This is a genomic window from Burkholderia sp. Bp8992 (assembly GCF_003853705.1).
In the GTDB taxonomy this organism is placed as follows: Bacteria; Pseudomonadota; Gammaproteobacteria; order Burkholderiales; family Burkholderiaceae; genus Burkholderia.
In genome coordinates this window covers 57,504-72,935 of record NZ_QTQI01000021.1, presented here as the reverse complement: position 1 = coordinate 72,935, position 15,432 = coordinate 57,504, and the positions used below count along the sequence as shown (strand labels likewise).

Below are 15,432 nucleotides of genomic sequence, written 5' to 3'. Positions count from 1 at the left end.
GAAATATTTGGCTGGCGGAGGGTGCGGCGCACACCTTTCAGGAATGCTTCGAATCGTGAAACGTTGCATTTCACGTCGCTTTCAGTGACTTTCGCGTTTACCCGCGACGACTAAAAAAGGGCGGATTTCGTGCCATATCGGCGAACAAACTCGCACGGTCGCGAGAATTGATCAGCAAGACGAAATAGACGGATTCGTCTAATGGATGTGGCCCGAAATGCGCGTGACACGAATGCGCTGCAGTGCACCAATGGCGCATGGGCATCGGAACGGACAACGCGGCGGCGCGCTCGCGCCGCTCACTCCGATTGCGGCAGTTCGGCCGTGCCCATCCGGCGCGCGATGACCGCCGCGCGCTGCGCCTGGTAGGCCGAGCCGCGATGCGCGTCGAACCAGCGCGGCTTCGGCAGCATCACCGCGAGGCGCGCCGACTGCCACGCGCCGAGCCGGCTCGCGGGGACCTTGTAGTAATAGCGTGCGGCCGCCTCGGCGCCGTACACGCCGCGGCCCCATTCGACCGAATTCAGGTAGATCTCGAAGATGCGCTCCTTGTCGAGCACCGCTTCGAGCATCCACGTGATGATGAGCTCCTGCCCCTTGCGGATGTAGCTCTTCTCGCGCGACAGGAACAGGTTGCGCGCGAGCTGCTGCGTGATCGTCGAGCCGCCCGCGACGATCTTGCCGCGCGCCTTGTTCTTCTCCCACGCCTGCAGGATCGCGTCGACGTCGTAGCCGTTGTTGGTCGCGAAGGTCGAGTCTTCGGAGGCGATCAGCGCGCGCTTCAGGTTGCGCGAGATCTGGTCATACGGCACCCACTGGTGCTGGATCTGCGCGGGCGGCGTCGCGCGCGACAGCCACCACGCATCGGTGCGCATGAACGCGGTCGAGCCCGGGTTCACGAACGACCACAGCGCGATCTGCGCGAGATAGAACAGCTGCGTCGCGAGCCACGCGCCCGCGAACACCGATCCCGCATAGGCAATCCAGCGAGCGAGGCTCACCGATTGCGTGCGCTGCGTGCTGCTCACCGCCACCACGGGCCGCGCTCCGGTCAGCTCGCCGCGAGCGCCTGGCGCAGCGCGGCCAGCACCGGTGCACCGTCCGGCCGCACGCCGCGCCAGATGTAGAACGATTCGGCCGCCTGCTCGACCAGCATCCCGAGCCCATCGGCCGTGCGCGCGCCGAGCGACGCCGCGTGCTGCATGAACACGGTCGGCTGCGCGCCGTACATCATGTCGTACGCGAGCGTGCCCGCGCCGAACGCGGCCGCGTCGCATTCCGGCAGTGCGGCATCGAGGCTGCCGGCCGTCGCGTTGATCACCACGTCGTACGGCTCCGCGCGCACCACGTCGGGACCACCGCCCGCGAGCGTGCAGCCCGCGTCGTGCGCGGCCTGCATGAACTGGCCGACGAGCGCTTCGGCCTTGCTCGCGGTACGGTTCACGATCGCGATCGCGAGCGGCGCACGGTCGAGCAGCGGCAGCACGACGCCGCGCGCCGCACCGCCCGCGCCGAGCAGCAGGATGCGTGCGCCCGCGAGCGACACGCCGAGATTTTGTTCGATGTCGCGCACAAGGCCGACGCCGTCGGTGTTGTCGCCGTGGATATGGCCGTCGGCATCGATGCGCAACGTGTTCACCGCGCCGGCCGCCGCCGCGCGCGGCGACAGCGAGTCGGCCAGCGCATGTGCGTCGAGCTTGAACGGCACCGTCACGTTCGCACCGCGGCCGCCTTCGGCGACGAACGCGCGCACGGCCGCCTCGAAGCCGTCGACCGGCGCGAGCCGGTGCGCGTACTCGATCGGCTCACCCGTCTGCGCGGCGAACTGCGCGTGGATGAACGGCGACTTGCTGTGCGCCACCGGGTTGCCGAACACGACATAGCGGTCGGCGCCGCTCGTCGACGCCATCGCGTTCATGATGCGCGCCCCTCTTCGCCGTCGTTGCCGCCAGCGGCTTCGCCGCCGGCTTCTGCCGCCGCGCCGTCGGCTTCGGCCAGCGCTTCCGCCTCGGCTTCCGCCGATGCGTCTTCCGCGTCGACCAGCGTGTCGTCGCCGCCTTCGGCGTCATCCTCTTCCTCGGCCGCGTCGCCGCTCGTCACGGTCGGCGCGTCCAGCACGTTCAGGAGGCGTACCGACGCCTCGATCGTCAGTTCGTCGAGCGACATCACATCGAGCAGCACACGCGTGCCGCGCGCATGCACGCCGAGCCCCGGCACGTGCAGCAGCAGCGGAATTTCCTCGAGGCGCACGAGATCGCCCTTCACGACGCTCGCGACGACCTGCTTCTTCTGCTCCTGCGCGAGCCAGCGCAAGCACCAGAAGTACTCCATCCGGCGCTGGTAGTCGGCGTAGGCCGTGTACGTATCGTCGAAGCCCTGCACGACTGCGTACAGGTCGGCGTCCTTCGGCTTGAACGGCGCGGCAAGCTTCGCGGTGACGCCGTGCTGCACGCACGCGAGCAGCTGCCACTGGTTTACGAGGTCGACGTAGCGGCGCAGCGGCGACGTGCTCCACGCGTACTGCGCGACGCCGAGGCCCTCGTGCGGCGCGGCCGTCGTCTGCATCCGCGTGCGCTTCGGGCCCGGCGCGCCGAAGCCGCGCTGCGAGCGGTAGATGCCCGGCACCGTGTGGTCGTGCAGGAACGCGCCCCAGGTCGAGTTCGCGAGGATCGCGAGCTCCGACACGATCAGGTCGAGCGGCGACCCGCGGCGGCGCGGCGTGATCGACACGTGCTCGCCTTCGACGTAGAAGTTGTAGTCGGTGTTGCGCTGCACCTCGCGCTTCAGGCCGTAGCCCGCGCGCGCGACCTGGCGCTTCTCGAACAGCGCCTGCGCGAGCGGCCACAGCACGGCGATGTCGTCCTTGTGCGGATAGTCGCCGGTGCCGGCCGCGAGCGTCTCTTCGTTGACGAGCTCGTCGAGCGTGTTGTGGCGCAGGTTGTTCTTCACGAACACGAGCTCGGCGCGCGTCTCGTTCGCGACGATCTCCTGCGTTTCGCGGTTGACGATGATGTACAGCGACAGCGCCGGACGGTAATCGCCTTCCTTCAGCGTGAACACGTCAACGACGTTGTCCGGCAGCATCGTGATCTTGTCGCCCGGCATGTAGACGGTCGACAGGCGCGTGCGCGCGATCGCGTCGACCGCGTCGCCGCGCACGATGCCGAGCGCCGGCGCCGCGATGTGCACGCCGATCCGCACACGGCCGTCCGACAGGTGCTCGACCGAGAACGCGTCGTCGATTTCGGTCGTCGTGATGTCGTCGATCGAGAACGCCTCGACGTTCGCGCGCGGCAGGTCGTCCGGCAGTGCGCCGACCGTGACGGGCGGAAAGCCCGTGCCGTGCGGGAAGAATTCGGCGAGGAAGCGCGCCTCGTGCAGCGCGCGCGGCGACGCGATGCCGCCGCAGTCGAGCATCAGTCGCGCCGGCGACACGCCACGCGCGCCGGCCGCCGCTTCCATCGCCTTGTATTCGATCGCGTTCTTGTCCGGCCGCGTCAGCAGCCCGAGCACCTTGCCCGCGAATGCTTCCGGCAGCTTGCCGGCCTTCAGCTCCTCTTCATACTGCGCCTGGACCAGCGCCTGCTGGCGCTTGCGCTCGAGCGACGCGAGCGCCATCTTGAGCTGCTCTTCCGGCGCGCGCTGGTACTGGCCGCGCCCCTTGCGGCGGAAGTAGACGGGCGAACCATGCAGCCGCAGCACCAGCGCCGCGCGCTCGACCGGGCCGTACGTCGCGCCGAAGTACTCGGCGGCCAGCGCCGTATACGCAAACTCGTCGGCCGGCGCGCATTCCCACAGGAAATCCAGGTCGATCTGCTGCGCGGCCGTGTCGGCCTCCTGCATCAGCTCGCCCGCGGCCGGCTTCTCGAACTCGATCAGCACGTCTTTCGCGCGCACCTTCGCCCGCCGCCCGCCCGGCAACTCGACCTGAAATGCATCGCCCTGGCGCGACAGCACGCTGCCCGCCTTGAAACTGCCCGATTCCTCGAAGAAAACGTTCACTCAGTACTCTCGTTCAGACTGCCCGGCGCCGCATCGGCGGCACCGCATGATGATGGGGATTCGATCGGCACACGGCCGGTTTATGACGTCTTTCCGTCGCAAAAGGCGAGAACGTCGTCGACATAGTCGGCAAATTCGCTGATTCCGTGATCGCTGCCTTCGATCACGCGCGTTTTCGCACCTGGGTAATGGGCCAGCATCTCGCGGTAGTCGAGCACTTCGTCGCCGGTCGCCGCGAACAGATAGTAGCGTTCGGCACGCGTGATCGCCGGCACGCGCAGCGCGTCGAGTTCATGCAGGTGGCGACGCTCGACGACGATCGTGCCACCGCCGTGGTACAGCGGCTGTTCGCCCAGGTGCTGCTCGAGATCGCGCTGCGGCACGATGGCCGGATTCAGCAGCACGGCCTTCCAGCCGTGCTTTTCGGCCAGCCACGTCGCGTAATAGCCACCGAGCGAGCTGCCGACGACGGTGACGTCGCGCGCACCGGCCACCTCGGCTTCCGCGACCGCGATCGCCTCCAGCGGCGACACCGACAGCGACGGGCACCGCCACTCGTCGGTGCGGCCGAGTTCGGCCATGCGCGCGGCGAGCTGCCGTGACTTCTGCGATTCCGGCGACGACCGGAAGCCGTGCAGATACAGGATCACGTGCGGCTCCCGAGCGCGTCGAGCAGCTTCTGGTGCACGCCGCCGAAACCGCCGTTGCTCATCACGAGCACGTGGTCGCCCGGGCGCGCGGCCTCGACCACCGCCTTCACCAGCAGGTGCAGGTCGTCGAACGCGCGCGCGTGATCGCCGAGCGGCGCCAGCGCTTCGGCGAGATTCCAGCCGAGCGCGTCGCGCCCGGTCGGTGCGCCGTAGCCGAACACGAGATCGGCATCGGCGAGGCTCGCCGGCAATTGCGACTTCATCACGCCGAGCTTCATCGTGTTCGAGCGCGGCTCGAGCACGGCGAGGATGCGGGCATTCTGGCGGCCGATGCGTGCACGAAGGCCGGCGATCGTGGTTTCGATCGCGGTCGGATGGTGCGCGAAATCGTCGTAGACGGTCACGCCGTCGACGCTGCCGCGCACTTCCATCCGGCGCTTCACGTTGCGGAACGACGCGAGCGAAACGGCCGCCTGCGCGGGCGGTACGCCGACATGGCGTGCAGCGGCAATCGCTGCCAGCGCGTTCATCCGGTTGTGATCGCCCTGCACCTGCCACGCGACTTCGCCGACGCGCTCGGCCTGCGAATACACCGCGAAGCGCTCGTCGACCGGCACGCCGTCCTCGGCCGGCAGCGCCTGCCAGCCGCCGTCGACGCCGAAGCGCTCGACCTCGCTCCAGCAGCCGCGCGCCAGCACGCGCTCGAGTGCGTCCGAGCGGCCGTTCGTCACGATCCGGCCAACGCCCGGCACGGTGCGCACGAGGTGGTGGAATTGCGTCTCGATCGCGGCGAGATCCGGGAAGATGTCCGCGTGATCGAATTCAAGGTTGTTCAGCACCGCGGTGCGCGGCCGGTAGTGGACGAACTTCGAGCGCTTGTCGAAGAACGCGGTGTCGTACTCGTCGGCCTCGATCACGAAGAAGCTCGAATCGGTGAGCCGCGCCGATATGCCGAAGTTCAGCGGCACGCCACCGATCAGGAAACCCGGGTTCAGGCCCGCGTCCTCGAGCAGCCACGCAAGCATCGACGACGTGGTCGTCTTGCCGTGCGTACCCGCGACCGCGAGCACCCATTTGCCGGCCAGTACGTGCTCGCCGAGCCACTGCGGGCCCGACACGTACGGCAGGCCGCGATCGAGGATCGCCTCCATCAGCGGATTGCCGCGTGTGACGACGTTGCCGATCACGAACAGGTCCGGTTTCAGGTCGATCTGCTCGGCGCCGTAGCCCTCGATCAGCGTGATGCCCTGCGCCTCGAGCTGCGTGCTCATCGGCGGATAGACGCCCGCGTCGCAACCCGTCACCGTGTGGCCCGCCTCGCGCGCGAGTACGGCGAGACCGCCCATGAAGGTGCCGCAGATGCCAAGAATGTGGATGTGCATAGAGTGAATGCTTTCGCGCCGCCGGGCGCCGTCGATTCGGAAAGGATGCGTGTGCGGCGCGCCGGACGGGCCGCGCGACCGGCGCCTGGCCAACGACTTTTGCCGCGACACAAAGATGGCTATTGTAACTGACGGCCTGCACTGCCCGGCGGCCCGAACGATGCGAGCGAACGCCGCCCGTACGCCAGGCGGCAGCCCGCCGCACCCGCGCTCTGGCGCTTCGGCGATCGAGTATGATTGCCGGATCATGTCTCGCAAATCCCTTCTCGACCCGCGGCGCGTCCGCGAGGAAATCGCCCAGTCCGCCGCCCGCCTGATCGCGGAGGACGGCCTCGACTACGCCGGCGCGAAACGCAAGGCCGCGCGCCAGTTGCTGGGCGATACGCGCGTTGCCGGCGAATGGCTGCCGGATAACGACCAGATCGAGGAAGAACTGCGCGAGTACCTCGCACTGTTCCAGAGCGACACGCAGCCGGACGAACTGCGCCGCCTGCGCGAGATCGCGCTCGACTGGATGCGCCGGCTCGCCGAGTTCCATCCTTATGTGACGGGTGCCGTGCTGAACGGCACCGCGAACGCCCATTCGGATATCCATTTGCAGGCATTCACCGACAACCCGAAGGACGTCGCCATCTACCTGCTGAACCAGAATGTCCAGTATGACGTGTCGGAGACGCGGCACTTCGCGGGCCGCGCCGACGTCGAGACGCTCAGTTTCCTGTGGCGCCCGCGGCGCGACGTGGATGCGATCGGCATCCACCTCGCGCTCTATGCGAGCGACGACCTGCGCGGCGCGGTCAAGGCCGACGCGCGCGGCCGCGTCGCCCGTGCGGATGCCGCCGCGCTGCGCGCGCTGATCGAAGCAGGCAAGGCCCCTTCCGAACCGGAATGATTCAACGATGATGATGAAACGCATGTTGGCGCTCGCGGTCGTCGCGGCCGCTGCCGTTGCCGGCGGGCTCACGGCCGGCCACTGGTTCCGCGGCAGCACCGACGACGGCGTCGCTGTCGCCGCGCCCGCCGTGCACGGCAACCCGGTCGACCAGTTGTGGGCGTCGTCGCTGACGGGCACCGACGGCAAGCCGGCCACGCTCGCGGCCTTCAAGGGCCAGAAGGTCGTCGTCAATTTCTGGGCGTCGTGGTGCGGCCCGTGCGTCGAGGAGATGCCCGAGCTCGTCGCGCTGTCACACCAGTACAAGCAGAAAGGCATCCGTTTCATCGGGATCGGCGTCGATTCCGAGCAGAACGTGAAGAACTTTCTGCAGAAAGTGAAGGTCGACTATCCGGTCTTCGTCAGCGGTTATGCGGGCGCCGATCTGGCCCGCAATTTTGGAAATACCGCCGGCGCGTTGCCGTTTACAGTCGTGATCGACGAAACCGGCAAGATTCGCGAGACAAAATTGGGACAAATCCAACCGGCCGAGCTGAAAAAGACGCTCGACGCGCTGTAACCGGCCCGAACGGCGGCCCGCACGTTGGCGGCGATTTGCCTGTCGATCGCCGCAATTTCGCGTGAATTCGCTGATACTTTGCGCCCATGCCGGTAATTCTTGCAGGTCCGGCGCGCCCGGCCGTTCGGCAAAACTAGACAAATTTCTCTAAATAGCGCTAAAGTTCGCGCAATTCCGCAGAAATAGAAGCGACCATGACACGATTGCTGGTGCTGCACGGCCCCAACCTGAACCTTCTCGGCACCCGGGAACCGGAGGTGTACGGCCGCGTCACGCTCGCGCAGATCGATCAGGCGCTTGCCGCACGTGCCCGGGAAGCCGGCGCCGAGCTGTCGTCGTTCCAGAGCAACCATGAAGGTGCGCTGGTCGACCGCATCCAGGCCGCGCGGGAGGAACAGACCGATTTCATCCTGATCAATCCGGCCGCGTATACGCACACGAGCGTCGCGATCCGGGACGCGATCGCCGGCGTTGGCATCCCGTTCGTCGAGGTTCACCTGTCGAACGTGCATCGCCGCGAAGCGTTCAGGCACCACTCCTACTTTTCCGACCAGGCCGAAGGCGTGATCTGCGGGCTCGGCTGGAAAGGTTATCTGTACGCGCTCGAGTACGCGCTGGACAAGCTGCAAGGCACGTCGCGCGGCTGATTTCGCGATCTAGATTCAGCGCCGGCCCCTAACCGGCGCTTTCACGTATTGAAAGGGGAATTCCCGATGGATCTTCGTAAGCTGAAAACTCTGATCGACCTCGTTTCCGAATCCGGCATCTCCGAGCTGGAAGTGACGGAAGGCGAAGGCAAGGTGCGCATCGTCAAGAACGCACCGCCGGTCTATGTGCAGCCGACGGCTGGGTATGCCCCGCAAGTCAGCGCGCCCGCTCCGTCGGCCGCGCTGCCGGCCGAAGGCGCTGCCGCGCCGGCCGCAGGCGGCGCTGCCGCACCGGCCGTCCCGCAGGGCCACGTCGTGACGTCGCCGATGGTCGGCACGTTCTATCGCGCGCCGTCGCCGGGCGCGGACCCGTTCGTCCAGGTCGGCGACACGGTCAAGGAAGGCCAGACGATCTGCATCATCGAAGCGATGAAGCTGCTCAACGAGATCGAGTCGGACAAAGCCGGCGTGATCAAGGAAATCCTCGTCGAGAACGGCCAGGCCGTCGAATACGGCCAGCCGCTTTTCGTGATCGGCTAAGCCCGCCGCGCGGCCCTGCCGGCCGCGCGCCGCCGATGCTCGCCAGGCGCCGTTCGCGCGCCCCTCGAAGAGACGAATACTCGCTATGTTTGAAAAAATCCTCATTGCCAACCGCGGTGAAATCGCGCTGCGCATCCAGCGCGCGTGCCGCGAGCTCGGCGTCAAGACGGTGGTCGTCTACTCGGAAGCCGACAAGGAAGCCAAGTACGTGCGCCTCGCGGACGAAGCCGTCTGTATCGGCCCGGCCCCGTCGAACCTGAGCTACCTGAACATGCCGGCGCTGATCAGCGCCGCGGAAGTCACCGACGCCGAAGCGATCCACCCCGGCTACGGCTTCCTGTCGGAAAACGCCGATTTCGCGGAGCGCGTCGAGCAGTCCGGCTTCACGTTCATCGGCCCGCGCCCGGAAACGATCCGGATGATGGGCGACAAGGTCACCGCGAAGCAGACGATGATCAAGACCGGCGTGCCGTGCGTGCCGGGCTCGGAAGGCGCGTTGCCGGACGATCCGAAGGAGATCGTCAAGATTGCGCGCGCGATCGGCTATCCGGTCATCATCAAGGCGGCAGGCGGCGGTGGCGGGCGCGGGATGCGCGTCGTGCACACCGAGGCTGCGCTCGTCAACGCGGTCAACATGACCCGCGAGGAAGCCGGCCGTGCGTTCGGCAACCCGCAGGTGTACATGGAGAAGTTCCTCGAGAACCCGCGCCACATCGAGATCCAGGTGCTGTCGGACGCGTACAAGAACGCGATCTGGCTCGGCGAACGCGATTGCTCGATGCAGCGCCGCCACCAGAAGGTGATCGAGGAAGCGCCGGCGCCCGGCATTCCGCGCCGCCTGATCGACCGCATCGGCGACCGCTGCGCGGACGCATGCAAGAAGATGGGCTACCTCGGTGCGGGCACGTTCGAATTCCTGTACGAAAACGGCGAGTTCTACTTCATCGAGATGAACACGCGCGTGCAGGTCGAGCACCCGGTATCGGAGCTGATCACGGGCGTCGACATCGTGCAGGAACAGATCCGCATCGCGGCCGGCGAGAAGCTCACGCTGCGCCAGCGCGACATCCAGTTCCGCGGACATGCGATCGAATGCCGGATCAACGCCGAAGATCCGTTCAAGTTCACGCCGTCGCCGGGCCGGATCACGTCGTGGCATACGCCGGGCGGCCCCGGCGTGCGCGTCGACTCGCATGCCTACAATGGCTATTTCGTGCCGCCGAACTATGATTCGATGATCGGCAAGCTGATCACCTACGGCGCGACGCGCGAGCAGGCGATCCGCCGGATGCGCATCGCGCTGTCGGAAATGGTCGTCGAAGGCATCCAGACCAACATCCCGCTGCACCGCGAGCTGATGATCGACTCGAAGTTCGTCGAAGGCGGCACCAGCATCCACTACCTCGAAAACCGGCTCGCGCAAAAGCAGCAGGTCGCACCGGAAGAAGCGTAAGCATGAGCTATCGCGAACTCGTCGTCGAACTGGCCCGTGAGCATGCGGAGGCGCTGTCCGACGCGCTGCTCGACCTCGGCGCGCTGTCGGTGTCCGTCGAGGACGCCGACGCCGACACGCCCGACGAACAGCCGCTCTTCGGCGAGCCGGGCCTCGTGCCCGACCGCACCGCGTGGCAGCACTCGCGCGTGGTTGCGCTGCTGTCGGCCGACCATGAGCCGGCCGTGCTGCTCGCCGCGGCTGCAAACGAGATCGGCATCGCCGACACGCCGACGTTCGTCGTCCGCGAAGTCGAGGAGCAGGACTGGGTGCGGCTCACGCAATCGCAATTCGAGCCGATCCCGATCGGCGAGCGGATCTGGGTCGTACCGTCGTGGCACGATGCACCCGATCCCGACGCGCTCGTCCTCGAACTCGATCCGGGCCTCGCATTCGGCACCGGCAGCCACCCCACTACGCGCCTGTGCATGGAGTGGCTCGAGCAGTCGGTGAAGCCCGGCCAGTCGGTGCTCGACTACGGCTGCGGCTCGGGCATCCTCGCGATCCTCGCGAAGAAATGCGGGGCGAACCCCGTGATCGGCATCGACATCGATCCGCAGGCCGTCGAGTCGGCGCGCCAGAACAGCGAGCGCAACCGTGCGGAAGTCACGTACGGGCTGCCCGACGCATGCCCGGACGGCGAGTTCGACATCGTCGTCGCGAACATCCTGTCGAACCCGCTGAAGCTGATGGCGTCGATGCTCGCATCGAAGGTCAAACCGGGCGGGCGCATCGCGCTGTCGGGCGTGCTCGCGCGCCAGGCGGACGAAGTCGCGGCCGTTTATGCGCGCTACGTCGACATCTCGGTCTGGCGCGAACACGAAGGTTGGGTATGCCTCGCCGGAACCCGGCGCGAAAGCCATTAGAATAGCGCTGTCCTTCACTCTGGCCAGCAGGCCGCCCGGCTCGACATGCTTCTTGCGACGCGCTGCCCTCATTGCGAAACCGTCTTCCGGCTGCAGCAGGAACAGCTCTCGCTGCATGAAGGGCTCGTGCGCTGCGGCCATTGCCACGAAGTCTTCAACGCGTCCGAATCGCTCGTTCCCGAGCACGCGCAGCAGCCCGAACCGGCACTGACCGAGGCGGCGGCTGCGCAGGACGACACCCACGCACACCATCAGGCCCCGCCCGCACGGCTGTTCACCGCCGACGCTCCGGCCGGGTCGCCATCCGAGTCCGATTACAAGCCCGAAGGCTGGGACATGTGGGCGCCGTGGCTCGACGCCGGCGTCGATCCGTCGCTGCAGCACAGCGTCGAGACCGTCCGCACCGGGCCGCTGATTCCGCTCGCACTCCCGGCCACGGAAGCCGGCATCGTTCACCTGTCGGGTACGCCAGCGCCCTTCCCGGCCCCGACCGAACTCGATGCGACATCGACCGATGTCGCGCATCCGGCCGAACCGCATCCACGGCAGGCGGGAACCGACACCGAAGCATCGCCCGCGCCGGTCGAGCACGACCCGCGCGAGCCGCGCTTCGTCGCCCACGTTCAGCCGAAACCGGAAGCAGCGCCCGATGCGGCCGAACCCGTCGGCCACGCGCGCTTCGCCGTGCCGGACGACGATCGCGCGCCGCGCGAGCCGCGTTTCGCGTTCACGCCGGCACCGGCCGTCTCCGAACCTGAACCCGAAACCGGATCCGAACCCGACGCGTTCGCCCGGCATGACAACGCCGCGTCCGCAGCAGCGGCAGCCGAGCCGGTCGCCCAACCGGTCGTCCAACCGGCCGTCCCGTTCCCGGCCGCACTGACCGACGACGACCGCCCGCACTTCGCGGTCACGCGCGAGACGCGCGCGCCGCAGCAGCGCGGGATGCTCGGCGGCTTTTTCGGCGGCCTCGTCGCGGCCGCGCTGGTCGGGCTGCTCGTCGCGCAACTGGCGTGGTGGCAACGCGAAACGCTGATGATCTACTGGCCCGTCACGCAGGGCTGGTTCCGGCAGGCGTGCGCGCCGCTCGGCTGCACGGTCACGCCGCCGCGCGCGATCGACGGGCTGAGGCTCGACGCGACCGACCTGCGCCAGCTCGACGGCCCGCGCGAGCTCGAACTGAAGGTGCCGCTGACGAACCGCTACCGCGTCGCGCTCGCGTACCCGTCGCTCGAACTCACGCTGCTCGACGACACCAATCGCGTGACCGTGCGCCGCGTGCTCGCGCCGCGCGACTACGTGCGCCCGGGCACGCCGATCGACGCCGGGCTGCCGCCCGGCACCACGCAGACGATGGTCGTCCGCCTCGAAACGAACGGCAAGCCTGCGTCGAATTTCCGCGTCCAGATCTTCTATCCGTGACGCGCCGCGGCGCGCGCATGCGCGCCCGTCTCAACCCGCGCGCCTCCGGCGCGCTATTTCGGAGCACGAACATGAGCAAAGTTACGCTGGGTGGCAACCCGATCGATCTCGCCGGCACGTTCCCGGCCGTCGGCGCCCAAGCCGCCGATTTCAAGCTGGTCGGCAAGGACCTCGCCGACCTGTCGCTCGCCAGCTTCGCGGGCAAGCGCAAGGTGCTGAACATCGTGCCGAGCCTCGACACGCCGACCTGCGCGACGTCGACCCGCAAGTTCAACGAAGCCGCGTCGTCGCTCGACAACACGGTCGTGGTGGTCGTGTCCGCCGACCTGCCGTTCGCCGCCACGCGCTTCTGCACGACCGAAGGCCTCGCCAACGTCGTGACGGCCTCGACGTTCCGTACCGGCCGCGCGTTCGCGAACGCGTACGGCGTCGACGTGACGAGCGGCCCGCTGAACGGCCTGACCGCACGCGCGGTCGTCGTGCTCGACGCGCAGGACAAGGTGATCCACGCGGAACTCGTCGGCGAAATCAAGGACGAGCCGAACTACGATGCAGCGCTCGCCGCACTGAAGTAAGCTTTCTACCGCTTTCCCCTGCCGCGCCGCGCCCTTCGCGCGGCGTTGTCGCGCAGGGTCCCTCATTTCTACAGGAACGCACACCTTGGCTACGCTGATTTGCGGCTCGATCGCCTACGACTCCATCATGACCTTCGAAGGGCGGTTCCGCGAGCACATCCTGCCCGACCAGGTGCACCTCATCAACCTGAGCTTCCTCGTGCCGACGATGCGTCGCGAATTCGGCGGCTGCGCGGGCAACATCGCGTACGCGCTGCACCTGCTCGGCGGCGACGCACGCGTGATGGGGACGGTGGGCGCGCTCGACGCGCAGCCGTATCTCGACCGGCTCGACCAGCTCGGCCTGCGCCGCGACCACGTTCGCGTGTTGCCCGAAACGTATACGGCGCAGGCGATGATCACGACCGATCTCGACAACAACCAGATCACCGCGTTCCACCCGGGCGCGATGATGCAGTCGCACCTGAACCATGCGGGCGACGCGCCGGACATCAAGCTCGCGATCGTCGGCCCGGACGGCTTCGACGGGATGGTGCAGCACGTGGAAGAGCTCGCCAAGGCCGGTGTGCCGTTCGTGTTCGACCCGGGCCAGGGTCTGCCGCTGTTCGACGGTGCGACGCTGCGCCGCAGCATTGAACTTGCGACCTATGTAGCGGTCAACGACTACGAGGCCAAGCTGGTGAGCGACAAGACGGGATGGTCCGAAGATGAAATCGCCAGCCGGGTCGACGCTCTCGTCATTACGCGTGGCGAGCACGGCGCGACCATCCGCCACAAGCAGGGCACGGAGCAGATTCCCGTCGTGCCGGCCGAGCGTATCGCCGATCCGACCGGCTGTGGCGATGCCTTCCGCGGCGGCCTGCTGTACGGCATCGAGCATGGCCTCGACTGGGCAACCACGGGGCGCCTCGCGAGCCTGATGGGCTCGATCAAGATCGCCCACCAGGGGCCCCAGACTTACGCACTGACGCGCGCCGAAATCGACGCGCGCTTCGAGACTGCATTCGGTTACAGTCTCAAATGAATATTGTGGGAGCGCAAAAATGTTGACGAAAAAAACCCTCACGCTCGCGGCCATGCTGACGGCCACGCTGACGCTCGCCGGCTGCTTCACGGCACCCGGTTCGGCCGATGTCTATAGCGTCGGCCAGGCGCAGCGCGAACAGACGGTCCGCATGGGCACGGTCGAAAGCGTCCGCGCGGTACGCATCCAGTCCGACGGCGGCGGCAGCGCGATCGGCACGCTCGGCGGCGGCGCCCTCGGCGCGGTCGCAGGCAGTGCGATCGGCGGCGGCAAGGGCTCGATCCTGACGGCAATCGCCGGCGGCCTCGTCGGCGCGGTCGCGGGTAACGCGGTCGGCGAAAACCTCAGCACGGCGAACGGTGTCGAAATCACCGTGCGCCTCGACAACGGCGATCTTCGCTCGATCACGCAGGCAGCGAGCGGCGAAGCGTTCCGCGCCGGCGAGCGCGTGCGGCTGCTGTCGAGCGGCGGCGTCACGCGCGTCACGCACTAACCGGCATCCTCAGCACGCGGCGCAAGCCGCGGTCGAACGCATGTGCGAAGCTGCACATGCGTTTTTTTTCGTCCGTACTCGCGGCAACCTCCCGTTCGGTGAGTCCGGACGAAAAAAATCCCGCCACCTGAGCCAGATGGCGGGACTGATTGAGTAGCGCTACTCAACCCACGGACACCACGTGAGTGTCCGGGTGGTGCTGGCCAGCCGAGATTACGGACGGCTGCCGGTCGGGAACGGCCACGCAGCTGCCGGGTTGAGCGCGGTCTTCACGCCCGATGCCGGCGCAACCGATGCGGTCGACGCGGTCGTTGCCGGCGCAGCCTTCTTCACGACGGCCTTCTTCGGAGCAGCAGCCTTCTTCGCCGGAGCAGCAGCCGCCTTCGCAGGGGCAGCCTTCTTGGCAGGCGCAGCCTTCTTCGCGGCAGCCTTCTTCGCAGGCGCGGCCTTCTTCGCAGCAGCCTTCTTCGCAGGCGCAGCCTTCTTCGCAGCGGCCTTCTTCGCCGGTGCTGCCTTCTTCGCAGCAACCTTCTTCACTGCGACTTTCTTGGCTGCAACCTTCTTCGCAGCGGCCTTCTTAGCCGGTGCTGCCTTCTTTGCAGCAACCTTCTTCACCGCGACTTTCTTCGCTGCGACCTTCTTGGCTGCAACCTTCTTCACCGCGACCTTCTTCGCTGCGACCTTCTTTGCAGCGGCCTTCTTCGCCGGTGCTGCCTTCTTCGCAGCAACCTTCTTCACGGCGACTTTCTTCGCTGCGACCTTCTTCACTGCAGCGGCCTTCTTCGCCGGAGCAGCAGCCTTCTTCGCAACGGTCTTCTTGGCAGCAACCTTCTTAGCAGCCGGTTTCTTCTTGGCAGTAGCCATGTTGTTCTCCTTCAGGTTCAGATG

General features: G+C 67.2%; 16 protein-coding genes. 10 read left to right on the top strand and 6 right to left on the bottom strand.

The genetic code is table 11. The annotated features are described in order from the left end of the window. Positions 1-299 precede the first annotated feature (299 nt). The 5 genes from mtgA to mpl form a co-directional block, all read right to left on the bottom strand. Complete coding sequence (gene mtgA, locus DIE03_RS27020) at positions 300-1,037, bottom strand: monofunctional biosynthetic peptidoglycan transglycosylase (protein ID WP_124455345.1); 738 nt, start codon at positions 1,035-1,037, stop codon at positions 300-302. A gap of 14 nt (positions 1,038-1,051) precedes the next feature. Further along, positions 1,052-1,918: a shikimate dehydrogenase gene (gene aroE / locus DIE03_RS27015; protein WP_124455344.1), complete on the bottom strand. Its 867-nt coding sequence runs from the start codon at positions 1,916-1,918 to the stop codon at positions 1,052-1,054. Then, positions 1,915-4,002: an RNB domain-containing ribonuclease gene (locus DIE03_RS27010; RefSeq protein ID WP_124455343.1), complete on the bottom strand. Its 2,088-nt coding sequence runs from the start codon at positions 4,000-4,002 to the stop codon at positions 1,915-1,917. The genes aroE and DIE03_RS27010 overlap by 4 nt, the downstream gene beginning before the upstream one ends. Before the next feature lie 80 nt (positions 4,003-4,082). Next, positions 4,083-4,652 carry a YqiA/YcfP family alpha/beta fold hydrolase gene (locus DIE03_RS27005; protein ID WP_043191364.1) on the bottom strand — a complete coding sequence of 190 codons (570 nt, stop codon included), beginning with the start codon at positions 4,650-4,652 and terminating at the stop codon, positions 4,083-4,085. Further along, positions 4,649-6,034: a UDP-N-acetylmuramate:L-alanyl-gamma-D-glutamyl-meso-diaminopimelate ligase gene (mpl, locus tag DIE03_RS27000; RefSeq protein ID WP_124455342.1), complete on the bottom strand. Its 1,386-nt coding sequence runs from the start codon at positions 6,032-6,034 to the stop codon at positions 4,649-4,651. The genes DIE03_RS27005 and mpl overlap by 4 nt, the downstream gene beginning before the upstream one ends. 247 nt (positions 6,035-6,281) lie before the next feature. Between mpl and DIE03_RS26995 the strand changes: the two genes are divergently transcribed. From DIE03_RS26995 to DIE03_RS26950, 10 genes are all read left to right on the top strand, one after another. Continuing rightward, on the top strand, positions 6,282-6,926 hold the full coding sequence (locus DIE03_RS26995) for a UDP-N-acetylmuramate--alanine ligase (RefSeq protein ID WP_124455341.1): 645 nt from the start codon (positions 6,282-6,284) through the stop codon (positions 6,924-6,926). Positions 6,927-6,933: 7 nt separating this feature from the next. Next, the gene (locus tag DIE03_RS26990; protein WP_124455340.1) at positions 6,934-7,485 is read left to right on the top strand and encodes a TlpA disulfide reductase family protein; all 552 of its coding nucleotides are present in this window, start codon (positions 6,934-6,936) and stop codon (positions 7,483-7,485) included. Between the two features lie 194 nt (positions 7,486-7,679). Continuing rightward, a complete protein-coding gene (gene aroQ, locus DIE03_RS26985; protein WP_011350880.1) occupies positions 7,680-8,132 on the top strand; it encodes a type II 3-dehydroquinate dehydratase in 453 nt (150 codons plus the stop codon). A gap of 66 nt (positions 8,133-8,198) precedes the next feature. Further along, positions 8,199-8,672 (top strand): acetyl-CoA carboxylase biotin carboxyl carrier protein, encoded by a 474-nt coding sequence (gene accB / locus DIE03_RS26980; protein WP_124455339.1) that lies wholly within the window; start codon positions 8,199-8,201, stop codon positions 8,670-8,672. Between the two features lie 85 nt (positions 8,673-8,757). Continuing rightward, positions 8,758-10,125, top strand: coding sequence for an acetyl-CoA carboxylase biotin carboxylase subunit (gene accC / locus DIE03_RS26975; RefSeq protein WP_124455338.1), 1,368 nt, complete (start codon positions 8,758-8,760; stop codon positions 10,123-10,125). A 2-nt stretch (positions 10,126-10,127) separates the two neighbouring features. After that, positions 10,128-11,030, top strand: coding sequence for a 50S ribosomal protein L11 methyltransferase (gene prmA / locus DIE03_RS26970; protein WP_124455337.1), 903 nt, complete (start codon positions 10,128-10,130; stop codon positions 11,028-11,030). Between the two features lie 45 nt (positions 11,031-11,075). Beyond that, positions 11,076-12,452 (top strand): zinc-ribbon and DUF3426 domain-containing protein, encoded by a 1,377-nt coding sequence (locus DIE03_RS26965; protein WP_124455336.1) that lies wholly within the window; start codon positions 11,076-11,078, stop codon positions 12,450-12,452. Positions 12,453-12,523: 71 nt separating this feature from the next. Beyond that, positions 12,524-13,027, top strand: a complete 504-nt coding sequence (gene tpx / locus DIE03_RS26960) for a thiol peroxidase (RefSeq protein ID WP_034182673.1) — start codon at positions 12,524-12,526, stop codon at positions 13,025-13,027. A gap of 85 nt (positions 13,028-13,112) precedes the next feature. After that, positions 13,113-14,051 (top strand): carbohydrate kinase family protein, encoded by a 939-nt coding sequence (locus tag DIE03_RS26955; RefSeq protein ID WP_124455335.1) that lies wholly within the window; start codon positions 13,113-13,115, stop codon positions 14,049-14,051. A 19-nt stretch (positions 14,052-14,070) separates the two neighbouring features. Continuing rightward, positions 14,071-14,544 (top strand): glycine zipper 2TM domain-containing protein, encoded by a 474-nt coding sequence (locus tag DIE03_RS26950; RefSeq protein WP_006476977.1) that lies wholly within the window; start codon positions 14,071-14,073, stop codon positions 14,542-14,544. Positions 14,545-14,757: 213 nt separating this feature from the next. On the opposite strand, the gene DIE03_RS26945 is transcribed toward DIE03_RS26950, so the two are convergent. Then, a complete protein-coding gene (locus tag DIE03_RS26945; RefSeq protein WP_124455334.1) occupies positions 14,758-15,408 on the bottom strand; it encodes a histone H1-like DNA-binding protein in 651 nt (216 codons plus the stop codon). Between the last annotated feature and the right edge of the window lie 24 nt (positions 15,409-15,432).